Origin of the sequence: Dyella sp. S184, from assembly GCF_009766065.1 — a bacterium.
Classification (GTDB): Bacteria; Pseudomonadota; Gammaproteobacteria; order Xanthomonadales; family Rhodanobacteraceae; genus Rhodanobacter.
Genome location: NZ_LMUE01000002.1, coordinates 463,897 through 484,673, shown reverse-complemented (window position 1 = coordinate 484,673; position 20,777 = coordinate 463,897). Strand labels below are relative to the sequence as shown.

Annotated in this window: 19 protein-coding genes; 11 read left to right on the top strand and 8 right to left on the bottom strand. The window is 58.7% G+C overall.

What is annotated here, in order from left to right; genetic code table 11:
- The first annotated feature begins 33 nt into the window (after positions 1-33).
- The 4 genes from GSQ75_RS18995 to GSQ75_RS02095 all read left to right on the top strand — a co-directional run bounded on the left by GSQ75_RS18995 (position 34) and on the right by GSQ75_RS02095 (position 5,086).
- Complete coding sequence (locus GSQ75_RS18995; protein ID WP_216840591.1) at positions 34-1,755, top strand: HNH endonuclease; 1,722 nt, start codon at positions 34-36, stop codon at positions 1,753-1,755.
- Between the two features lie 451 nt (positions 1,756-2,206).
- The gene (locus GSQ75_RS02105) at positions 2,207-2,539 is read left to right on the top strand and encodes a hypothetical protein (protein ID WP_158752878.1); all 333 of its coding nucleotides are present in this window, start codon (positions 2,207-2,209) and stop codon (positions 2,537-2,539) included.
- A gap of 64 nt (positions 2,540-2,603) precedes the next feature.
- Positions 2,604-3,743, top strand: coding sequence for an ATP-binding protein (locus tag GSQ75_RS02100; RefSeq protein WP_158752877.1), 1,140 nt, complete (start codon positions 2,604-2,606; stop codon positions 3,741-3,743).
- A gap of 350 nt (positions 3,744-4,093) precedes the next feature.
- Entirely contained in the window at positions 4,094-5,086 is a 993-nt protein-coding gene (locus GSQ75_RS02095; protein ID WP_158752876.1) for a hypothetical protein, read from the top strand.
- Positions 5,087-5,188: 102 nt separating this feature from the next.
- On the opposite strand, the gene GSQ75_RS02090 is transcribed toward GSQ75_RS02095, so the two are convergent.
- Positions 5,189-5,443, bottom strand: coding sequence for a helix-turn-helix transcriptional regulator (locus tag GSQ75_RS02090; protein ID WP_158752875.1), 255 nt, complete (start codon positions 5,441-5,443; stop codon positions 5,189-5,191).
- A gap of 245 nt (positions 5,444-5,688) precedes the next feature.
- Here GSQ75_RS02090 and GSQ75_RS02085 point away from each other — a divergent pair, with 245 nt between their 5' ends.
- The gene (locus tag GSQ75_RS02085; protein ID WP_158752874.1) at positions 5,689-5,904 is read left to right on the top strand and encodes a hypothetical protein; all 216 of its coding nucleotides are present in this window, start codon (positions 5,689-5,691) and stop codon (positions 5,902-5,904) included.
- A gap of 173 nt (positions 5,905-6,077) precedes the next feature.
- Here GSQ75_RS02085 and GSQ75_RS02080 read toward each other — a convergent pair whose 3' ends face one another.
- Positions 6,078-6,632 carry a lipocalin-like domain-containing protein gene (locus GSQ75_RS02080; protein WP_158752873.1) on the bottom strand — a complete coding sequence of 185 codons (555 nt, stop codon included), beginning with the start codon at positions 6,630-6,632 and terminating at the stop codon, positions 6,078-6,080.
- 139 nt (positions 6,633-6,771) lie between these two features.
- Here GSQ75_RS02080 and GSQ75_RS02075 point away from each other — a divergent pair, with 139 nt between their 5' ends.
- From GSQ75_RS02075 to GSQ75_RS19125, 4 genes are all read left to right on the top strand, one after another.
- Complete coding sequence (locus GSQ75_RS02075; RefSeq protein ID WP_158752872.1) at positions 6,772-7,695, top strand: LysR family transcriptional regulator; 924 nt, start codon at positions 6,772-6,774, stop codon at positions 7,693-7,695.
- Between the two features lie 212 nt (positions 7,696-7,907).
- Positions 7,908-8,138: a hypothetical protein gene (locus GSQ75_RS02070; protein ID WP_158752871.1), complete on the top strand. Its 231-nt coding sequence runs from the start codon at positions 7,908-7,910 to the stop codon at positions 8,136-8,138.
- Between the two features lie 267 nt (positions 8,139-8,405).
- Positions 8,406-10,175: an aspartyl protease family protein gene (locus GSQ75_RS02065; protein ID WP_254058405.1), complete on the top strand. Its 1,770-nt coding sequence runs from the start codon at positions 8,406-8,408 to the stop codon at positions 10,173-10,175.
- 28 nt (positions 10,176-10,203) lie between these two features.
- Complete coding sequence (locus GSQ75_RS19125; RefSeq protein ID WP_254058404.1) at positions 10,204-10,374, top strand: hypothetical protein; 171 nt, start codon at positions 10,204-10,206, stop codon at positions 10,372-10,374.
- 361 nt (positions 10,375-10,735) lie between these two features.
- On the opposite strand, the gene GSQ75_RS02055 is transcribed toward GSQ75_RS19125, so the two are convergent.
- Entirely contained in the window at positions 10,736-11,284 is a 549-nt protein-coding gene (locus GSQ75_RS02055) for a cysteine dioxygenase family protein (RefSeq protein ID WP_158752870.1), read from the bottom strand.
- A gap of 371 nt (positions 11,285-11,655) precedes the next feature.
- Entirely contained in the window at positions 11,656-12,135 is a 480-nt protein-coding gene (gene tssD, locus GSQ75_RS02050) for a type VI secretion system tube protein TssD (protein ID WP_158752869.1), read from the bottom strand.
- Positions 12,136-12,731: 596 nt separating this feature from the next.
- On the opposite strand from tssD, the gene GSQ75_RS02045 reads away from it, so the two are divergent.
- Positions 12,732-14,462 carry a S53 family serine peptidase gene (locus tag GSQ75_RS02045; protein WP_158752868.1) on the top strand — a complete coding sequence of 577 codons (1,731 nt, stop codon included), beginning with the start codon at positions 12,732-12,734 and terminating at the stop codon, positions 14,460-14,462.
- A 128-nt stretch (positions 14,463-14,590) separates the two neighbouring features.
- Here GSQ75_RS02045 and GSQ75_RS02040 read toward each other — a convergent pair whose 3' ends face one another.
- Both GSQ75_RS02040 and GSQ75_RS02035 read right to left on the bottom strand, forming a co-directional pair.
- Positions 14,591-14,977 (bottom strand): response regulator, encoded by a 387-nt coding sequence (locus tag GSQ75_RS02040; RefSeq protein WP_158752867.1) that lies wholly within the window; start codon positions 14,975-14,977, stop codon positions 14,591-14,593.
- An 81-nt stretch (positions 14,978-15,058) separates the two neighbouring features.
- Positions 15,059-16,345, bottom strand: coding sequence for a divalent metal cation transporter (locus tag GSQ75_RS02035; protein WP_158752866.1), 1,287 nt, complete (start codon positions 16,343-16,345; stop codon positions 15,059-15,061).
- A 143-nt stretch (positions 16,346-16,488) separates the two neighbouring features.
- Here GSQ75_RS02035 and GSQ75_RS02030 point away from each other — a divergent pair, with 143 nt between their 5' ends.
- Positions 16,489-17,904 carry a deoxyribodipyrimidine photo-lyase gene (locus GSQ75_RS02030; RefSeq protein ID WP_158752865.1) on the top strand — a complete coding sequence of 472 codons (1,416 nt, stop codon included), beginning with the start codon at positions 16,489-16,491 and terminating at the stop codon, positions 17,902-17,904.
- On the opposite strand, the gene GSQ75_RS02025 is transcribed toward GSQ75_RS02030, so the two are convergent.
- Both GSQ75_RS02025 and GSQ75_RS02020 read right to left on the bottom strand, forming a co-directional pair.
- On the bottom strand, positions 17,886-19,088 hold the full coding sequence (locus tag GSQ75_RS02025) for a cation:proton antiporter (protein ID WP_158752864.1): 1,203 nt from the start codon (positions 19,086-19,088) through the stop codon (positions 17,886-17,888). The two genes, GSQ75_RS02030 and GSQ75_RS02025, sit on opposite strands and share 19 nt — an antisense overlap.
- 83 nt (positions 19,089-19,171) lie before the next feature.
- A complete protein-coding gene (locus GSQ75_RS02020) occupies positions 19,172-20,596 on the bottom strand; it encodes an MFS transporter (protein ID WP_158752863.1) in 1,425 nt (474 codons plus the stop codon).
- Positions 20,597-20,777 lie beyond the last annotated feature (181 nt).

The window sequence follows — 20,777 nt, the reverse complement described above, 5'->3', positions numbered from 1 at the left end:
AAGCGGAGGTTATTTTTAGAAAGGTAGACAAGCATGGACGAGAAGATTGCTCGAACAATTCGGAATCTGAATGACTGGAAAGCTCTGCGGACCTTCGAGAAGAATGTTAGGTCTAGAGGAGCGTTTAACGATGAGATCCAAACTGCGATTCGAGACCGTGCTACCGAACTTGGCATGGCTCTCATCACTGAAAAAACTGGACTCGTTCTTTCCGAGCTTTCCCCTGCCGAGTCGAAGATCGTTAAGGCGGTTGCCGAATACGTGGGTCTCATGCAAAAGCAGGAGAAATATCCTGGACGTACGTTCACGCAGTTGCGTAACAGGGGCCTGATCGACGCCGCTGAGACTTCCGTCTCTCAGCGCAAGCCAACCCAGGGTTTCAAGACTTTGATTGATGCCGATCTGGAAGAACTTTCCTACGAAAGGATCGTACTCGACCACCCTGAGGAGTTTTCCGCACGAGCGCTCTGGTTTTCACGTCGCACTCTCGGTGAGCCAAATCCAACGACGGAGCCGCCTGCCGCAACCCACAGCAACACGCAAGAAAGGACACGGGCCTTGCTCGATTGGTTTAGAACTCGAGCAGAAACTTCTGGTGGCGTTTTATCGAATTTCACAAACGCGGACGCCGCTGAGGCGATTGGCTTCGGCGACTTGCAGCGCTTTGGTCAGGTCTACGGGAATCTTCAATCGCGGATTGACTACGCATGTTTTCGCGTCGGACTTCCTCCGCTTGGATGTGCTTCGGACGCTCCGTTCTCTCGGGCCTGGTCGAAGCAAGATAGGACATGGGCATTCCCCATCCCCAACATGCAGGCAGCAGCGCGGTCTCATGGTTGGACTGAAGATGATTTTGCGCTCATCGAGAAAGAAACTGAACGGGTGCCATCAATGGCGCATATCGTTTGGAAAGCCGCTCTTACAGAAGAGGAGGATGCAGTCAGAATTTGGGCAATGGGTCTTCAAAAGTCCCCCGATGTGCCAGATGTCGAAGAACTTGTCGACGATGCCTCAAGACGAAACCCAACTTGGGTACGTGACGAGCTGATTTTGGCGCTTGACCTATATGTGCAGCACGGCGGTAACCCACCCGGGAAGCAAAGCGATGAAATTGTTGATCTCTCAGTGCTTTTAGGCGACCTCGGGCGGCTGCTTGGACTTTCCAATGATGGGGCGTATCGCAACGCCAACGGCGTCTATATGAAGTTGATGAACTTCAGACGTTTTGACCCTCAGTTCATTGATGCTGGGAAAGTTGGGCTACAGCGAGGAGGCAAACTTGAACTAGAAGTTTGGGACGAGTTTGCGAATGATCGGGAACGTTTGTCGTCGGTCGCGAGTGCCATAAAGGCTTCCATACGGAGTGATACACCTCCGGACTTGGACTTCGCCGATGAAATGGATGTTCAGGAAGCACCCGAAGGAAGAATCCTCACAAGACTTCATCGGAGGAGGGAGCGAAGTAAGAAATTGACTGAAGCTGCAAAGAGACAAGCCTTGAAGACCCATAAGCGACTTTTTTGCGAGGCTTGTGGCTTTGATTTCGAGCGTGCATATGGAATCGCTGGTACCGGAATCATCGATGTACATCACACGAAGCCGGTGCATACTTTGGTGGAAGGTGAGACGACCAAGGTCGAAGACTTGGCTCTTTTATGCTCGAACTGTCATCGAATTGTTCATTCTAAAAAGCGCTGGCTTTCCTTAGATGAGGTTAGAGGCGCTATCAGGGGGCAGGGTGAAAAGACAACTTAATTCTCAGTGTCTTATTGCCCATTGATGGTGCGTAGCCTTCGAGGCACGAAGCTGAAGGTACTTGTTGACGGACGCAATCAACGCCACCAAGATCGCACCACACTTCGGTATCAACAACCTAGCGGTTTGTGCAGTGGTAAGGCTTGGAAGGAGAGGGGTTTGATCTGATCCCACACTCTCCGCCAGAAACGCAAAACGCCCCACACGGGGCGTTTTGCGTTTCTGGCGGTGACGACGGGAACGAGAACCCACGGTTTGTCCGAATTCGTCTGGAACGAATTCGGACAACCGCAGACTGACCTCGTAGCGCGCAGCGCGGAGGGGTGAGGCTCAGGATGAGCCGAGCAATCCCACTCGTCACGATGCCGCGTCCATGAAATAAGTGACTTTGATCCGTTTAGGTCGCACAAGCGCGGTTATGCTCGACCCTCATTCGGGGCGGGAGTGGGTCATGATTCGGGAAGACATCAAAGGGCAACTTGGTTGGGTCGCATTGTGGGGTAACTCACTTGCGGACCAAGGCAAGACCGCTACGTTCGATACGATTCACGCCGAGTTAGAGCGCGGCACCATCATTCATTGGCTCGGTGAACAGGGAGCGGACATGTCTCTCCAACTCGGGCCGGACGGCCGCGAATTGACCGAAGCAACCGTGCGCATTCTCCAAGTTTCTGGAGCAAGCATGCAGGGCCGCGAGGGTAAGAAGTTGGCAGTGCGGAGAAACGGTTTTTGTCTACTCGTAGCGCTCGTCCTGCATGCACTAGCAGTCGATGAAGAATATTAGGCGCGCGCATACTGCGCGCGCCTAAAGGCACAATGCTGGTGGACTTTGAGTACTGGGGAAGCGAATGTCGACGCAGAACGTAGTGGACAATGATTGGGTCAACGCCATCATCGGCAACGCTATACGGGAAGGTCAGGAACTGGAATTCAAAGAAACATTACCTGACAGATCCGACAAAGGAACCAAAGAATTCATAAAAGATATTTCGGCGTTTGCCAATTCTACAGGCGGCGTTATTTTGTTCGGCGTTGCAGAGGAAGATGATGGACGACCGCGGCTCGCTCCGCTAAGTAATTTCTCGGAATCACCAAACGATGTAGAGCTCCGGCTCAGGAGTTTGGCCGATTCACTGGTTGAGCCGCGGATACAAGGCCTGCAATTTTCAACCCTTCAATATGCTGAAGGTTATGTTCTCGCTTTAAAAATATTTGCCAGTTACGGAGGCCCGCATTGGTGTGGTCAGACTGGTCATAAACGCTTCGTGCTAAGACGAGGGAACCTAGTGCTGGACTATACGCATCAAGAATTGCGAGCAGCGTTTGACCGAAATTCGTCAGCGCTGACCCGAGCCCGTGAGTGGGTGGAACAGCGATTAAATGAAATACGAGAGGGGCGCAATACCATGCCCGTCTGTGCTGGTCCAGTGGTGGTCATTCACGTTGTTCCGCTTGTCAGCTACTTTCAACAAAGACCGCCGATCGATCTATCCGGAAGCGTCAAAAGCATCACAAATCTGTTGCCCCTAAGTGGCGCGTTCAACACCCATAGAAATTTTGAGGGTTTGGTCGCATACCCAAGTGGTGCGCGAGAACAGGCACATTTGCAACTGTTTCGTGACGGATCAATAGAATCAGTACGTAGCTGCCAACCTAGGAATCAAGTAGGCGCTCCTACTATTCATGGTGGAGTTTTGGCCAATCACGTCAAAAGAACTTTGGCAGACACTCCTGCTTTTTTCTTGAGTCAGGGACTTGCCGGGCCTGTGCTCGTATCCGTTGCCCTTTTTCGCATCCATCTTGCGGACCTCTGGTACAACGATAACGGAGTGTCCATGGTTGCCGCCTCTGCACCAAAGCATGAACTCGTAGTCCCGCCTCAATATGTTGAGGACGTCCTACAAGAACAGGATGTCCAACAATCTTGGGTCGACGCACTGAATATGCTTTGGCAAGCCTACGGTCTAAACCAATGCGAGGAGCGTTAGGTGGTCACCATCCCGTCAATCGTCGAGGCCTCCACGCACCGAGAAAAGGTGTCAGGGACAATTCCTACAAGGCGCTTGGGACGGCTGTTCCAGCCGTGGACTTGACTTCAAGGGCTCACAGGCACCCCCGCAACCGCTTCACCCCCTCGTCGATCGCGTGCTCATCCACATTGCCATACCCCAGGATGACGCCACTGCATCGCGTTTCGTCAAAAACGGGGTCAGGTTGGACTTTCCAAATCTGCACTCTGACCCTGGATCCGACGGAATTGCTGGATGCAATCGGCAAACTCGATTGGAAGTTGGCTCTGAAGACGCTGCCTGGGCTCTTGCACTGACAAAGGAAAATTATGGATCAGCCACAAGAGAATCCGCCCGAGCTTCCTGATTATTTGCGAGGCCATCGAGTGCTGGGGATGATGAGTCTCGCAACGCGTTGTGCCAGCTTGCATGCAAGCCTGGAAGTTGAGACAGAAGCCGATAGCACCGGCCATATGGCCATCACGGCTTTTTATCTAGCGCACGAGCATCACGGTGCCATTCTGGAGCTTCTGGATTCAGGTCGACTCGGGTCAGCTTTGGCCTTGCTTAGACCGTGTTTCGAAGCGTTGATGATCGGCCTGTGGCTTCAACGAGGAGCCACGGAGCAGCAGATTGAAAAATATGTAGAGCAGGGGATAACCCCAAATGTTGAGATGATGCTGAGGAACCTGAGGAAGAGCCCAAATGCCGAGGAAGATGCCTTCCTTACAGAAACGTGGGAACTTTCAAAAGCGAGCCTCCATCGCTACACGCATTGTAGCTTTCAGCTACTTGTCCGCCGATCTAATGGGGCGGTGACAGACGAGGAAATTTCAGAGGATGAAGTTGCAAACTTCATCCGATTTGCAACCGGAACGGCCCTACTAGCAACGGTCGAGCTTGCACGGATAGGTTCAAGCAAGGAGCTTGAGAATGTGGCGATGCGATACCTTGCCCAGCTCTATCCGCCGGAACCTGTCACACCGGAAGATATGGACGATGAGAGCAAATATGTTCAAGGGCTCACCGATGAAGAACACCGTGAAAACCACAAGCAGGCGCACCTGATCGTTGCCAAGCTCAGCATCATGTCCACGAATCTCATTCGAAACAATCCCGACTATTTCCAAGAAAACTTTGATCGATTGATTGTTTGGGATGACTTCTTGAAGGCTGCACACGAGTTGGCAGACAAGAAGAATTTTTTCGATGTGTGCATTTCTTTTGATCAATTTCTGATGAAGGCCTTCTTGGCGGATGCGCCAATATTTCCACGCGAGGTCATTCAGAAATTTTCAGACGTGCGTGCTGGCAAGGAGTAGATCCGCTGTCAGTGCTGTTGCTTTTTTTGCCGAGTTCTTCCGACGTCTCCCGCTTTGAGCAGCGGGCCTGTTTAGAGTCCGGCGACCCAGCGTTGAAAAGCTCTAGTTCGTTGCAAGACGCTTGAGCATGTTGGCATCCAGCAGGTCACCTAGAGTGACTCCCAAGGCGTCGGCGAGCAGCCCCATGTTGTCGATGGAAATGTTCCGCATTCCACGTTCGACTTCGGAAACATAGGTGCGGCTGAGGCCCGCCTGCAGCGCAAGCGCTTCCTGCGATAAATCTTTAAGACGTCTGGCCTGACGAAGGTTGCGCGCGAACACGAGGCGCGGCGAGGCATGGACGGATGCTTTGCTCATGGGGCAAGCATCCATGCAGGAGGAGTTGACGGCTACAAATTATATGGGTATAAATGACAACTATAAATGACATATAGATGATAATACAAAACTTCTTGCTATGTATAAGAGTCAGATCATTTACGAGGAGAACCGGCTGTTTCCTTGATGCTGCCGGAGAGATTGTGATGAAGGCTGCGCGATCTACTGTGCCAATTGCCTGCGAAACGTTGCTGCATAGGTGAGCGGGAGAAAGGAGGGATGCCATGACGCACGAGCACCTAGTTTTCGGAGTCACCATCGACCAGATCGACCAGCTTGACGGTCTGCTTCGGACGATCACTGCCAATGGAGACATGGTCACGGTGGGGTGTGGCGAGCCCTTGCATCCGCAGACCGTGTCGTCGCTGGGGGAGGGCATCTTCAACGCAGCCATCGCCGTGCGGGAAGTCCTCGATCAGGTTCAAGAACAGAGGCTCTGAACAAAATCGAGAAAAACTAGTCGGGTCAGATTTCGACCGTGCTCAGAGCGTACCCATGCTCGTTGAAGCCGCTGGTGTCGACGACCTGGCCGCGCGCACTCTGCCCGCGAAACCGGGACGGAGGAAGTTAATCAGACCTCTAGTGTCCCAGTCACCATTCTTTCGCTTGGTTACTACGACCGAACCCGCCGCCACACCACCTCACCATGCGCTCCCTCTGCCGCACCGCTCGACGGCTTGGCCACCCGATAGGTCAATTCATCGCCGTTGATGGTGTAGCCCGAGTCTCCGCTCTTGCCGTCCCAGTTCGGGAACGATGCATGCAGGATCTGGCTGCGCATGACCTTGGCGTCGGCACTGACGTGGCCGTAATGGGCATTGCTGTCCATCGAGGCGGCACGGTACTCGTCCGGGGTTCCCTTGGATTTGTCGTTCGCCGCGAATGGCATCCGCTTCGCCCGCACGATCTGCATCATGTAGTCGCCCTGTGCATCGATAAGCCACATGCCTTCCGGGTGGGGGCCGTACAGCTCTACGCGGTGACCATCCGGGTAGACGTTGTCGCAGCGGACGAGGGTCCAGGCACCGACCAGTTCCCTGGGCACCATCGCGTGGTCGCCGGTACTTCCCATGTGTTTCATCGCCGCATCCTGGGCGGCGGCCGGGATCGGCGATGCGACCATCGGGACGAGGAGGGCGGCGAGCAGCAGGAGTTTTGCGCGTGACATGGGATACCTCGGGTGTGTGGGGTAGGTGGCATCGTCTCCCGCGCTTTCCATTTTGATAATAGGCTTTGATCTTTATTGATCTTCAAATGGAATTTGAAGATCATCCCGCTAGTGCCTTCCGCAGTCAGGACCTGATCCCATGAACCGCCTCAGCGACATGCAGCTCCTCGTCGATGCGGCCGACCTCAGCAGCTTGTCGGCTGCCGGGCGTCGGGCAGGGCTCTCGCCTGCCGCCGCCAGTGCCTGTCTGCAACGGGTCGAGGCCATGCTCGGCGCGCGGCTCTTCGAACGCACGAGTCGTCAATTGCGCCTGACTGACGAGGGGCGCATCTACATCGCGTCCTGTCGGGTCGCTATCGAGACCATGAGGGAGGCCGAGCGCGCGGTTCGCAGCGGCACCGACGGTGTAAGCGGGACGTTGCGCGTATCGGCGCCATCCGATCTGGGGCGCAACCTGCTGGTCGACATCCTCGACGGTTTCATGGACCTCCATCCGGAGGTGCGCATCGTCCTGACGCTATCGGATTCGCTCTCGCGTTTCGTGCCGGACGATATCGACGTGGCCATCCGCGTCGGCCCCTTGGAGGACAGCGACCTTGTCGCGCGTCATCTTGCCGACAGCTGGCGCGTGGTCTGTGCTTCGCCAACATGTATCGCGACCCATGGGACACCAAAGTATCCCGAGGATCTTGTCGAATTGCCGACGCTGGTGCTTACCACGAATGCCGGGCCACGCAACGAGTGGCGTCTTGGCGAAGCCGTCGTGCGGGTTCGGCGATATCACGAGTGCACCGACAGCGAAGTCATACGCAAGTGGGCTGTTCTCGGTCGCGGGTTCGCCTATCGGCAGCTTTGGGCGGTAGCGGCGGATGTACGCGAAGGTCGGTTGATGCTCGTCAACGCACCCGCATGGTCTACCCCCACGCCCATCCATGCGATGTACCACCCGAACGTCTTTCAGCCGCCACGTGTACGACGGTTCGTCGACTTTCTGCACTCCGAGTTGGCGAAGCGGCTTCCGTCAAATGCCGACGACACAGCGGCATTTTCATCGACAAGCTGATCGCGCCGGTAGCTGAAACAGAAAAGATATCAGGGACAATTTCTGGAAGGTGCTGAGGACATATCGGTTCCGGTTGCAGGTCGGCTAAGCCGGAACGGGCGGTTTCGTTGCAGTGCGACCGATCGGATGATCACCACGTTCCTCTGGTATCTCCGACAACATTCTTTGCATGGGTAGACTAAGCAGACGGTTCAGCGAATCAGGTGAAATCCATGAGCGCATCAGGTCACGGTTGGTTTGGTCGCAAGCGGTTCGGTTTTGGGTACGGTCCCAGAAGCTGGCAAGGATGGCTGATCACGGCGGTCTACGCCGCGCTGATGATCGGGGTGCCCCGTGTCATTTCCGCGAGAACGGATCATGTCTGGCTGATCGGCATGATGGTGCTTCTGACCGTCGCCTATTTGGCGATCTTTTTTTGGAAGCTGGATCGAACCGGGAGGTGATCTTCACCTCGGCATGTCGGTGGCGAGCCTGTTCCTGATGAGAAAAGGTGTCAGAGACCATTCCTGAAGATGCTGCGGACGGATCGGTTCCGCTTGTGGGTCGAAACCAGGATCGGCCGTTTCGCCTCACCCATCCTCCGCCACCCAATCACTCCTTGAGCGGCTTCAGAGTTTTCGCCACTATGTCCGGAGCGCCCATACAAACCGGGGGTGCTCGACCGCCACGCCTGCATCCCGCGGCCTTGGCATGCAAGGAGGCGATGGTTAATGAAGATGTTGCGTTTGGGCTGCCTGGGCATCAGCGCTTTGCTCGCAAGCCAAGCTTGGGCTGACGGCTGCCAGTTGAAGGATTACGGGACGTTGCCGGTGGAAATGCTCGGCGGGCGAGCCACGACCATGGTGAAGATCAACGGGAACGATACGCGCTTCGCCCTTGATACCGGGGCTTTCTACAGCCTCATGCCGCGTGCGGACGCGTTGTCGCTGGGGCTCAAGCTGCAACCTGCACCATTTGGCTTTCGCATCGGCGGTGTTGGAGGCAGTGCGAATGCCCAGCTCGGCCAGGTCAAGGATTTCGGCATCCTCGGTACGACGTTCCACAATGTTGGTTTCATCGTCGGTGGTACGGATATGGGCTATGGATTGCTCGGCGCCAACCTGCTCGATTTTGCCGATCTGGAAATCGATCTGGTACATGGCAAGCTGACTCTGTTCAAGGCGGAGCACTGCAATAAGCTGTCGCTGGCGTATTGGACCAAGGATGGCAATTACAACGTCGCCGACATCGAATCGGCCGACAACCCATACGACCGGCGCACTTTTCTCAGCGTGACGATAAACGGCAAGCAGGTGCGGGCGGTGCTCGACTCGGGAGCGGGCGCCACCTTACTCAGCCGTCGTGCCGCCGAGCGGATCGGCATCGACCTTGATGCGCCAGATGTCAAAGCTGGCGGTACCAGCGTCGGCATTGGCAGCAAGTCGCTCAAGACGTGGACTGTACGCATTGATTCGTTCTCGGTCGGCACCGAAACCATCCAGCACAGCCAGATGCAGGTCATTGACGGACGAATTGGCGACGGCGAAACCGACATGCTGCTCGGCGTGGATTTTCTGCTCGCGCATCACATGTTCATCGCCAACAGCCAGAGGAAAGCCTATTTCACCTACAACGGCGGGCGCGTGTTTAGCTTCGCCGAAGCGCCGAGCGACAGCGACAAATCCGACGCCGGTGCTGTTGCAAACGACAATGGCGCAGCGCCCAAGACTGCGCCCGATTTCGCCATGCGTGGCGAAGCGCACCTGTCGCGCGGCGAACCGAAAGCTGCCGTAGCCGATCTGGACGAGGCGATCCGCATGGCGCCCGATCAGGCCACTTACTATGTCGCACGTGCACGGGCACGCATGACGGACAAACAGCCCGATGCGGCGCTCGCCGATCTGGACAAGTCCCTGAGCCTGGATCCAAAGAACGTCGATGCCTTGCTGCTGCGCGCCGAACTTCGTTTCGCGCACAAGGACCTTGCAGGCGCGACAGCCGACGTGACGGCGGCAAGCGCCTTGGTGCCTGCGGGATCAACGCAGGCGCGCTCGATTGCCGGCGTATATGTCCGACTCGATCAACCCGCTGCGGCATTACCCATGCTCGACGATTGGATTCGCCTGCATGCCGAGGACGCCATGCTCGGCTCAGCGCTGAACGAGCGCTGCTGGGCACGTGGCTTGAGCAATCAGATGCTCGACGATGCCTTGAAGGATTGCCGCAAGGCGATCAGGCGCGATGGCGAAAAACCGGCCTACCTCGACAGTCTCGGCTTGGTGCAGTTGCGCCTGGGACATTATCCCGAGTCGATCAAGGCCTACGAGCAGGCCATCACGCAAATGCCGCGTTCCGCGTGGTCACGCTATGGCCTTGGCCTGGCGAAAATCCGCAGTGGCCAGACGGACGCGGGCCATGCCGATCTGGTCGCCGCACGCTCGCTTGATCCGGAAATCGAGACGCGTGCCGCCAAGTATGGCTTGACCGCGGCGGGGCCATAGATCGCATGGGAAATGTTCCATCCAAACTATGTTGCCGCTCGAGTTTTCGATCAGCGGCGAGCTGCGAAACGTCGTTCTGCCTGCGACGCTCACGGTGGCGTTTGCCGAAACCCATGTCGCCGCAGCTCGGCTGGGCCTTGGTTTGATCCAGGTGCCGCGCTATCACGTCAAAGCCGATCTTGCCGCGGCACGCTGGTGAACGTGCTCCCCGCATTCCCACCCTCACCGACGCCCGTTTCCCTGCTCTATCCCCATAGCCGGCAACTCTCGCCGCGCGTACGCGTCTTCATCGACTGGCTGACGCGCGAGTTGGCGAGTCGTGCGTAGATACGGCTAGACCAGCGAAAAAGGTGTCGGGGACAATTTCTGGAAGGTGCTTGGAATGGATCGGTTTCGATCGTGGGTCGAAGCCAGGGCAAGCCATTTCGTCGCGGTGCGACCCCGATCGGACGACCGCCGCGTTCCTCTGGTGTCCCTGACACCATTCTTGCATTCCCTTTTTCGCGTGTGCTTGCCGGGGCCCTGATATCAACGTGACGGTGCATCACAAGCGGGAAGAGTCAGAGCGGTTCGGTCGCCGTCGACCTGCGTTGAGGGGCTAGGCTGGCTGTCTGCGGATAGACATCGTAAGACAGCAGCGGGCCACCGTAGACGTGAAGGCTGAGAGCAGGGGTATCAGCCGACGGGTTGGAGCAAGCATGTGCATAGGCGGCATCGTCGAATATCGCCGCGCCATCGTGTTGCAGGTCGAGCGCACGAACTTCCTCCACTTTACCGGTAACGAGCCGGAATTCGTCGACGTGCAATGCGCCGCATAGCACCAGCTCGATGCCCCAGAGCCCGTCGTGGTCATGCACGGGCGTGTGATAACGCGGTGGCCAGCCGATAAGGATTGCGGAGTAGCCATCTCCTTCGGCAACTAGCCAGCGGCGATATGCAGTACGCGCTTCCTCGGCCTTGCTTGCCAGCGCACGCCGCGAATCGGTCGCATCGGTAACTGCGCGCAAGGCAGCGCAGAGGTCGTGCAGGCCTGAGGGCAACTGCGGTTGGTGACGTTGAAGAACGGCCGCAATTTCACCGCGCCATGTTTCGAGAAGTTGTTTGGACATGGTTCTTTTCGTGACTGCAATGAGCTCACGATAAAGGGTTAACGCAAAAAAGGTAACTAGACAGTTATTTAACGGTGATGCCCGGGCCAGATGCCGGGCGGGGCGCCGCTGACCCGAGGGACGACTGTTCCCATGATCGGCTCTAAGGAAAAAGCACTTCATCAAAAGCCGATCGAATGATTGGTGGTTTGTCCGCGCGCGATGGCCAGACTCCGGAAAAGGTGTCAGGGCAATTCCTGGAAGGTGCCGGGGGACGGAGCGCCTACGGTGGTGGGTCGAAGTCGGGTAGTTGGTTTCGCTGCGTGTGGTAAATCAGACGAGCACCGCGTTTCTGACATTGTCCATGACGCCATGCGTGCACTTGGCTGCAGTCACTGGCTGTTCGCGTTCCAGTCATCAGTGGTTGAAGTGTTTGGCGGCGAGTTCGTCACAGAGATGTTGCGAAAGACAAGACTCACGCTCTCCATTTTCTTCGCTGCTTTGGTGGCGTGGCCATAATGAGGCTTGACGTGTGCTATCACGGCGTCAGTCAGTACGGTTCTCCACACGACACGCTCATGGCCGGACTTTTCGCCCGCGGTCACCTCCAGAACGACTTCCGGGAAAATCTCGTTCGACCAGCATGCCTTGAATAGCAGGGGAGAGGCGGCGTCGACCTCCCTCGTGAGGGTGATGGTTTTATGATGACGCGCGCCCTTTGGATTGCCGCTGTTGGAGGTTCGCGGAGCCTCCGTGGACATATGTATCGAATCAATATCGAACCATTCATCACTTCTCTTTGGTTTCGATGATTCACCCTTGAATGGCCCTGTCTTCGATCCCTTGAAGCTGGTGTAAGAATGAAAGCCCATGATTGGCTATCCTCGCCCGCGAGATTTGAATTGCGGCCCATCGTCCGGCGTATTCGGCACTTCGGGAATGGCAGGAATATATGCGATGCCTGCGCAGGTTTAACTATGGCACTCGCTATATGCCGAAAGAGTCAAAATTCAGTTGGTTGATGGGTTACCTCATTTGCGGAAGTGGTGCTGCGCCGTCACTTGCCAGCATGCAGCAACCTCCGCGCCAGTATCGTTGGTGCGGTATTGCGGCTGAATTTCTGTGTTGGAGCCACTTGACCGGATGAGAATGCGCGAGGTCGCAGGATTTCAGTGCAAAGGGTTTGAGTGGGCCGTTTTTTCTTGCGCCAGCTAATGCAAAACTGATGTCGGCATTGGCTCAATCTCGGCGGTTCGAGATAACCGCGTGATTGTCCGCAACGCAAAATCTATTGTCAGCCAAAAGCAGGCACTTGCGATCAGCTCAACAAAACAGGCGTCATCACTTGAAGATAACAATTTTCATCATACCCTTCGGCGGCCAATCGGCGCCGGGGGAGCATGCTGTGGGGAGCATGCGGTCAATTCCCTCTTAAATCTTTCACTGGTTATACGGGGAGTAGTTTCCAATGAATAGAACAGATTTGGGTGGAGCAGCTTTGAAGGGTGGCCTTTCCGGCCTCGTACGCAAAACGTGTTCGCTTTCGGTTGCCATTGCTCTTGCATTCGGCGCAACCACAGCGGTGCAGGCCGCGGAAGTGATGACTCACCATGTGCGTGATGTGGTGAGCACACATGCGGCATCACAGGTCGGCAGCCTTCCCGCCCATCAGGTGATGAGCCTCGATGTCGTCCTGCCACTGCGCGACAAGGCAGGCTTGGATGCGTTTGTGGCGGATGTTGCCAACCCGGCGAGTCCATCCTTTCGCCAATACCTCACTCCGGCGCAGTTCACCGCCAGATTCGGTCCGACCCAGCAGGACTATGACGCGGTCGTCCAGTATCTGCGCCGCAATGGGCTGACGGTGACCGGGGGAAACCGCGATGGCATGGATGTGCAGGTGAAGGGGCCCGTCTCGGCCGTCGAAGCCGCTTTCAACGTTCGGATGCTTACCTATCAACACCCCACGGAGAACCGCGTGTTCTTCAGCCCGGATCGCGAGCCGACGACTTCGTTGGGAGTGCCGCTCTGGCATGTTTCCGGTCTGGACAACTACTCGATCCCGCATCCGCTGTACGTCAAGAAGGGCGATTACGCCAAGGCCCATGGCATCAGTCCCGATGCGGTTGTTTCCCATGCGACGACCGGTTCGGGTCCCTCGTCCTCGTTCCTGGGTAGCGATATGCGCGCTGCCTACTACGGCGGCACGGCGCTGACTGGTGCAGGTCAGAACCTGGGACTGTTCGAATATTACGGCACCGACCTGGCTGACCTGACGACGTATTACAAGAACGTCAAACAGACCAACAATGTTCCCGTCACGCTCCTCTCAACCGACGGAACCAGCACCTCCTGCGTCTATACGAAGGCAGGCGGCGACTGCGACGATGGTGAGCAGAATCTCGACATGACCCAGGCCTTGGGTATGGCTCCTGGCCTGAGCAGCCTGGTGATGTACATCGGCTCCACCGATACCGCCATTATCAGCGCCATGACGACGCACAGCCCGTTGCCCACCACGATCGGCTGCTCATGGGGCTGGACGCCGGCGGATCCGACGACGCTCGATCCATACTTCGAGAAGATGGCCGCGCAGGGCCAGACCTTCTTCGTCGCATCCGGTGACGATTCGACCTGGAAGAAGACCGGGGACGCAGCAGCATGGCCCGCCGATGACGCTTATGTCATCTCTGTTGGTGGTACTGACCTGACGACCAGCAGCGCGGCAGGCCCCTGGAAGTCGGAGACGGCCTGGGTCGACAGCGGCGGCGGCATATCTCCTGACAAGATCGCCATTCCGTCCTGGCAGAAGCTCTCGGGCGTGATCACCTCGACCAACAAGGGATCGACCACCTATCGCAATGGTCCGGATGTCTCGGCCAACGCCAACTTCACCTTCTATACCTGCGGAGACCAGGAAGCCTGTCAGGCCAACGAGTACGGCGGCACCAGCTTTGCCGCGCCGATGTGGGCGGCCTTCATTGCACTGGTCAACCAGCAGTTGGTTGCCAACGGCGGGGCACGGGTTGGGAACTTCAACGCGACCATCTATCCGCAGAACCTGACTAGCACGTATGCCACGGACTTCCACGACATCACCAGCGGCAAGTCCGGCAGCTATTCGGCCGTGACCGGCTACGACCTGGTGACTGGCTGGGGTAGCCCGAAGGCGGGATTGATCACGACACTGGCCCAATAACCGCCGAAGATCCATTTACTCGAAAAATATTTGAAGCGCTTGAGGGCCCGGGGATTCAACCCGGGCCTTTTTTCGTGGAAGAGTCTTGCATGGTAAGGTCGCTTCTTGCGTTTGTGCGTGTCTGACTTCTACGTCGAGCCTTCGCCCGCACGCCTCGACGCTTCCCCAATCGCTTCCAGCAACTGCTCCCCGCCAAACGGTTTGCGTAGAAAGACGCCTCGTTCGGGGATCTCGGCGCAATGCACTTCCGGATCGGCAGTGATGACGACCACAGCGATTTCGGGGTACTTCTCGATGGCCTTCTGGCTGATGTCGATGCCGGTCATGCTGCCGGCGAGAACGACGTCGGCAACGATGACGTCGATCTTCTGGGCATTCAGCAGGTGGCTGGCGGCGCCCGCTGACCCTTGGACGCGGATCGTCTGATAGTCACCGGTCGCGGATAGATGCAGGTCAATCGATTCCAGCACCAGGGCATCGTCATCGACGATAAGTACGGTTTTCTTCGTATCCACGTACAGCCCCCGAGATTATTCCAGCATTGTCCAGCATATCCTCAGTTAGCTGCCAAAAGAATGTGAACCTGTGGTGGTCCTTCACTCCCCCCAGGTGACAAACATCACCACAGCTGCTGCTGCCATCGCCGCCGTGGCGAGCCAGCCGAACAGTTTCAACGGCCATGGCATGGTGAACTTGCCCATCACCTTGCGGCTGGAGCCCATCAGCATCATCACGATCATCAGCGGTACCGCGGCCACGCCATTGATCACCGCGCTCCAGTACAGCGCCTTGATCGGGTCGAGCGGGGTCAGGTTAAGTGCAATGCCGGCGAGGCTGGCGACGATCAGCACGCCATAGAAGAACTTGGCCTCGTGCAGCTTGTTCTCCAGCCCGCTGTGCTGGCCGAGCGCACCACACGCGGCATAGGCGGTGGCGCCGGCCAATACCGGCACGGCCAGCAGGCCGGTGCCGATGATGCCGGCAGCGAACAGGGCGAACGCCAGCTTGCCGGCCAGTGGCCGCAGCGCTTCGGCGGCCTGGGAAGAGGACTGGATGTCGGTCTTGCCGTGGGCGTGCAGTACCACGGCGGCGGTGAGGATGATGAAGAAGGCGATCAGGTTGGAGAAAACCATGCCGATCGTGGTGTCGATGCCGATCCGGCGCAGGGCGCTCTGCGCTTGATGCGGGGCTTTTTGCAGCGGCCTTCGGCGCTTGTTCGAGCCGATCTCCTCCACTTCCTGCGATGCCTGCCAGCAGAACAGGTACGGGCTGATCGTGGTGCCGAGCAGGGCAACCAGGCCGACTGCGTACTTGGCATTCCAGGTGATTGGCGGAACCACGATGCTCTTGAGTACGGCCGGCCATGGCACATGGATCACAAACACGGTCGCCACGTAGGCGAACAGGCTCAGTGTGAGCAGCTTGAGGATAGGCGAATAGCGCGTGAACGGAATGAAGATCTGCAGCAGCAGCGACAGCACGGCAAAGACCGCGGCGTAGACCAGGGCCGGGCCACCGATCAGCAGTTTCAGCGCGGCACCCATGGCGCCGATGTCCGCCGCCAGATTGATCACGTTCGCCACGATGATGGAGACGACCAGGCCATATACCAGCGTCCTGGGGTAATGCGTGCGGATACCCTCCATCAGGCCACGGCCGGTGACTCGCCCGATGCCGGCGCTGATGCCCTGGATCGCGATCATCAGCGGCATGGTCAGCAGGATGCACCACAGCATGCCGTAGCCGAAGGCGGCGCCCACTTGCGAGTAGGTGGCGATGCCGCTGGGGTCGTCGTCGGCTGCGCCGGTGATCAGGCCGGCACCCAGGTTCGCCCACGGTGGTGTTTCCAGTCCTCCATCTTCGGTGTTCTTGCGACTGACCATGGATGTGTTCCCGATGCTTGAAGTGCCGGGCCGAGTGTGGCGCACGGGACGATGAGTTTCCCCCAAGCGCGCAGCATCGGCGGGTCGATGCGGTGAAGGCGTGAATATCGGAAGACCAGCAGCTGCTCGCGTAAACTCGCCGGATGACTACGGCCATTCTGCTGTTTCGCCGCGACCTGCGCCTGGCCGACAACCCGGCGCTCACCGCCGCATGTACCGCGTATGAGCAGGTGCTGCCGCTCTACATTCACGCGCCCGACGAAGAAGCTGGCTGGGCACCGGGCGCGGCAAGCTGCTGGTGGCTGCATCACTCGCTGGCGTCGTTGCAGCGTGGATTGCAGGCGCATGGCGGTGAGTTGCATATCCAGCAGGGCGACACGCTTGCCGCGTTGTCGGCATTGCTGGAGCAGACCGGCGCCGGCGCGGTCTACTGGAACCGTTTGTACGAACCTGCGGCGATCAAACGCGACACGCGGATCAAGGCGGCGCTGCGCGAGCAGGGTATCGAGGCGCACAGCAGCAATGCCGCGCTGTGGTGCGAGCCGTGGCAGATCGCCACCAAGCAGGACGAGCCGTATCGGGTGTTCACGCCGTACTGGCGCAACCTGCGCGCGCAGTTGAGTGTGACCGCGCCATTGCCAGTGCCTTCGTCGCTACGACTTTCGAAGACGAAGGGCAGCATGCCGCTGGAGTCGCTGGCGTTGTTGCCGCGGATCAGCTGGGACAGCGGTTTGCGCGAAGCATGGACGCCGGGCGAGCAGGGCGCGCAGGAGATGCTCGAGCTGTTCGGCGACGACGCGATCGGTGACTACGTGCAAGCGCGCGATCTGCCGGCGCGGCATGGCACCTCGCGACTGTCTCCGCACCTGCACTTCGGCGAGATTTCGCCACGGCAAATCCATCACGCACTGCACGCGCAGGCACTTCGTGTCGATGCAAAGCGACGCCCGGATATCGAGCCCTACCTGCGTCAGCTTGGCTGGCGCGAGTTTGCGCATCACCTGCTGTATCACTTCCCGCGCACGCCGACTGATAACTTCAATCCACGTTTCGACGGCTTTCGCTGGACCGCTGCCGACGAAGTGCTGCTGCAGCGCTGGCAGCAGGGCCGCACCGGCATCCCGTTGGTCGATGCGGGCATGCGTGAGTTGTGGCATACCGGCTGGATGCACAACCGCGTGCGCATGATCGTCGCCAGCTTCCTTACCAAGAATCTGCGCCAGCACTGGCAGCACGGTGCGCGCTGGTTCTGGGACACGCTGGTGGATGCGGATCTCGCCAACAATACGCTGGGTTGGCAGTGGGTAGCGGGCTGTGGCGCGGATGCGGCGCCGTATTTTCGGGTGTTCAATCCGGTGACGCAGTCGCTGAAGTTCGATCCGCAGGGCATCTATCTGCGCCGCTGGTTACCGGAACTGGCCGAAGCGCCAACCGCGTTACTACATGAGCCATGGAAGGATCCGGCGCTGCTGAAACGCAGTGGTTACCCGGCGCCGATGGTGGACCTCGGCGCATCACGTGCCGAGGCGCTGGCGGCGTATCAGCTCGCGCGCGGTTGATCGGCGACTGCGCCGTTGCCACCACGTTTCAGCAGCCACGCCAGCACCGGCGGCGTCACCATCGCGGTGAGCAGCGACATCGCCACGATGATCGCGTAGATACGGTTGTTGAAGACGCCGGCAGCGAGGCCGAGGCTGGCGATCACCACGCCGACTTCGCCGCGCGGCACCATGCCGAAACCGATGATGGTGGCACTGTGCTTGCCCAGCGACAGCGAACCGAGCCAGCCGCCGGCGAGCTTGGAAACGATCGCGATCGCGGTGACCGCGGCGAGCATCAGCAGGGCATCGGTGTTGGCCAGCTCATGCAGGTCGATCTTGCTGCCGGTGACTACGAAGAAGAACGGCGTGAGCAATGCGAGCAGCGGCATGGTCTGCTTTTCCAGCGTGTGCTGCTGGCGCGTTTCCGAAGCGATCATGCCAGCGAGGAACGCGCCGATGATCGCCGCCAGTCCGAACAGGGTGGACAGGTAGGCCAGTCCGAGGCACAGCGCCAGCACGATCATCAGCGGCGAATGCGGGGCCAGCGGTTTCTCCAGCCAGCTGGAATTCCAGCGCATCACTTGCGCGCCGCCCAGGCCGACCACGGCGATGAAGCCAATCGCGCCAGCCAGCACCAGCAGCAGGTGCGAGAGATTGAAGCCACCACCACCCTGCATCGACACCACCACGCCGAGCAGCAGCATCGCGAGGATGTCGTCGATTACCGCGGCGCCAAGGATCACCTTGCTCTCGACGCGCTGCAGTGCGTTCAACTCCTGCAGTACGCGTGCCGTGATACCTGCCGAGGTGGCGACGAATGCGGCGGCCACGAACAGCGACTTGTCCCAGTCGAAGCCGTTGCCATGTGCCCATACGCTGCCCATGCCGAATGGCACCAGCACGCCGAGCACACCGACCAGGAAGGCCACCTTGCCGACTTTCTTCAGATCCTCCAGTCGGGTTTCCAGGCCCACCGAGAACAGCAGCAGCACCACGCCGATTTCGGCCAGTACATCCAGCGGCGTACCGGTGGCGGTCTGTTCGGGCGTGATCCAGCCGAGCAGTGACGGTCCGATCACGCAACCGGCGGCGATCTCGCCGACCACGCCGGGCAGCTTCAGCCGTTGCGCAATTTCGCCGCCGATCTGGGCGGCGACGAACACGATGAACAGGGTGAACAGGATGTCGCTGGCGTGTTCCATGCGGCGTGCGTCCAGGCTGTCGGCAGAGCCTGCATCCTACATGCGTGCCGAGGTGCCGTGACAGCCCATTCAACGCGGGCTGCTTACTCAGTCGTTGCGGCGGCGCGCACCGGACGATCATGCCGCAATCGGCTGAACACGCGACTGGCTATGGCGGTGATTGCTGCCAGCAACAGTACGGTCCAACGGAATGCGATGACGTAGTCTTCGTGAGCGTGACCTTGCAGCAGCGCTTCCATCAGCAGGGTCGACAGTGCGATGCCGAAACTCATCGCGAGGTATTGCGCGGTCGAGGCCATGGACGAGGCCATCGAGGCGTGCTTGATGTCCAGGTCGTTGTAGATCAGTGTGTTCATCGCGGTGTACTGCAGTCCCGAAAAACTGCCATAGAGGAAGGTCAGCAAGGCAATCAGCCAGACTGGCGAGGTCGGGCCGAGCAGGGCGAATGCAGCCAGCAGCACGGCCACCATCAGGGTGTTGCCGAGCAGCAGGCGACGGTAGCCGAAGTGGATCAGTGCCCGGTTGATCGCCCATTTGGCGCTGATCGAACCGAGCGCCTGCGGCACCATCATCAGGCCTGCCATCATGGGCGACCAGCCGCATCCCACCTGCAGGAACAACACCAGCAACAGGAACATGCCCGAAATGCCGAGCCGGGTGAACAGGCCGCCGGCCAGCGCCACCCACACACTGCGCACGCGCAACAGGCTCAGGTCCGCCACCGGATGCGCGGTGCGCCGGCTATGCCACACATAGGTCGCGCCGAGCAGCAGCGCGACCGCACTGCACAGTCCGATGTGCGCCCACGGCACTGGCTTGCTGCCAGCCAGTTCCGACGCGGTGAGCAGCAAGGCCGAGGCGGCTGCAAACAGAAGGAAGCCGAACAGGTCGAAGCGGTTCGCATGTTCCAGCCGGTAATCGGGCATGTCGCGCCGGTTCATCCACACGCCGGCGATCGCCACCGGCACGTTGATCAGGAAGATCAGCCGCCACGAGGTGAACTCGACCAGCGCGCCGCCGAGCAGCGGCCCAAGCACCGAGCCGAGCAGGCCGAACGTGGCCACCGTGCTCATCGCGCGCACGAACTCGCGCTTGGCGATGCTGCGCACCAGCACGTAGCGGCCTACGGGCATCAGCGAGGCACCGCCGATGCCTTGCAGTACCCGCGCGGCGACCAGCTCCGGCAAGGTCTGCGCAATGCCGCACAGCAGCGATCCCGCGCCGAACACGATGATCGCGACGCCGAAGACCCGGCGCGTGCCCAGGCGGTCGCACAGCCACGGACTCGCCGGAATAAGAATCGCCAGGGTCAGCACATAACTGGTCAGCGCTGTTCGCATACCCAGTGGAGTGACGTGCAAAGCCTCGGCCATGGCCGGTACCGCGGTGTTGACCACAGTGGAGTCCAGCGCTTGCATGAAGAAGGAGGCGGCGACCAGCCACAGCAGGCCACGATAGCGTTCGCGCGTTGATACCTCAGGCAGGATGGCTGAAACCGTCGCTGGCATGGAGGCAGCGGAGGCGGCAGCGTGAGGATCCGCGGCGGCTTGGGGAGGCATGTCGCGCCATGATACCTGTTGTGACAGTTTGATTTTCTTCGTTGGCTTGCGCTGAGTCAGACTAATTTCATCTGTGGGTCGTGGCTACCAGCATGTTTCCATATCCTCATCAAAGGTATTAAAGCGTTGC

Coding starts and splice junctions, on each gene's coding strand:
- GSQ75_RS02055 (WP_158752870.1), bottom strand. CDS start 11,284: ATGTCCAAACAACTTCTCGAAACATGGCGCGGTGAAATTGCGGCCGTT.
- GSQ75_RS02100 (WP_158752877.1), top strand. CDS start 2,604: ATGTCGACGCAGAACGTAGTGGACAATGATTGGGTCAACGCCATCATC.
- GSQ75_RS02025 (WP_158752864.1), bottom strand. CDS start 19,088: ATGGAACACGCCAGCGACATCCTGTTCACCCTGTTCATCGTGTTCGTC.
- GSQ75_RS02085 (WP_158752874.1), top strand. CDS start 5,689: ATGACGCACGAGCACCTAGTTTTCGGAGTCACCATCGACCAGATCGAC.
- GSQ75_RS02080 (WP_158752873.1), bottom strand. CDS start 6,632: ATGTCACGCGCAAAACTCCTGCTGCTCGCCGCCCTCCTCGTCCCGATG.
- GSQ75_RS02090 (WP_158752875.1), bottom strand. CDS start 5,443: ATGAGCAAAGCATCCGTCCATGCCTCGCCGCGCCTCGTGTTCGCGCGC.
- GSQ75_RS02075 (WP_158752872.1), top strand. CDS start 6,772: ATGAACCGCCTCAGCGACATGCAGCTCCTCGTCGATGCGGCCGACCTC.
- tssD (WP_158752869.1), bottom strand. CDS start 12,135: ATGGGCTTTCATTCTTACACCAGCTTCAAGGGATCGAAGACAGGGCCA.
- GSQ75_RS02030 (WP_158752865.1), top strand. CDS start 16,489: ATGACTACGGCCATTCTGCTGTTTCGCCGCGACCTGCGCCTGGCCGAC.
- GSQ75_RS02070 (WP_158752871.1), top strand. CDS start 7,908: ATGAGCGCATCAGGTCACGGTTGGTTTGGTCGCAAGCGGTTCGGTTTT.
- GSQ75_RS02105 (WP_158752878.1), top strand. CDS start 2,207: ATGATTCGGGAAGACATCAAAGGGCAACTTGGTTGGGTCGCATTGTGG.
- GSQ75_RS02020 (WP_158752863.1), bottom strand. CDS start 20,596: ATGCCAGCGACGGTTTCAGCCATCCTGCCTGAGGTATCAACGCGCGAA.
- GSQ75_RS02045 (WP_158752868.1), top strand. CDS start 12,732: ATGAATAGAACAGATTTGGGTGGAGCAGCTTTGAAGGGTGGCCTTTCC.
- GSQ75_RS02035 (WP_158752866.1), bottom strand. CDS start 16,345: ATGGTCAGTCGCAAGAACACCGAAGATGGAGGACTGGAAACACCACCG.
- GSQ75_RS19125 (WP_254058404.1), top strand. CDS start 10,204: ATGTTGCCGCTCGAGTTTTCGATCAGCGGCGAGCTGCGAAACGTCGTT.
- GSQ75_RS18995 (WP_216840591.1), top strand. CDS start 34: ATGGACGAGAAGATTGCTCGAACAATTCGGAATCTGAATGACTGGAAA.
- GSQ75_RS02095 (WP_158752876.1), top strand. CDS start 4,094: ATGGATCAGCCACAAGAGAATCCGCCCGAGCTTCCTGATTATTTGCGA.
- GSQ75_RS02065 (WP_254058405.1), top strand. CDS start 8,406: ATGAAGATGTTGCGTTTGGGCTGCCTGGGCATCAGCGCTTTGCTCGCA.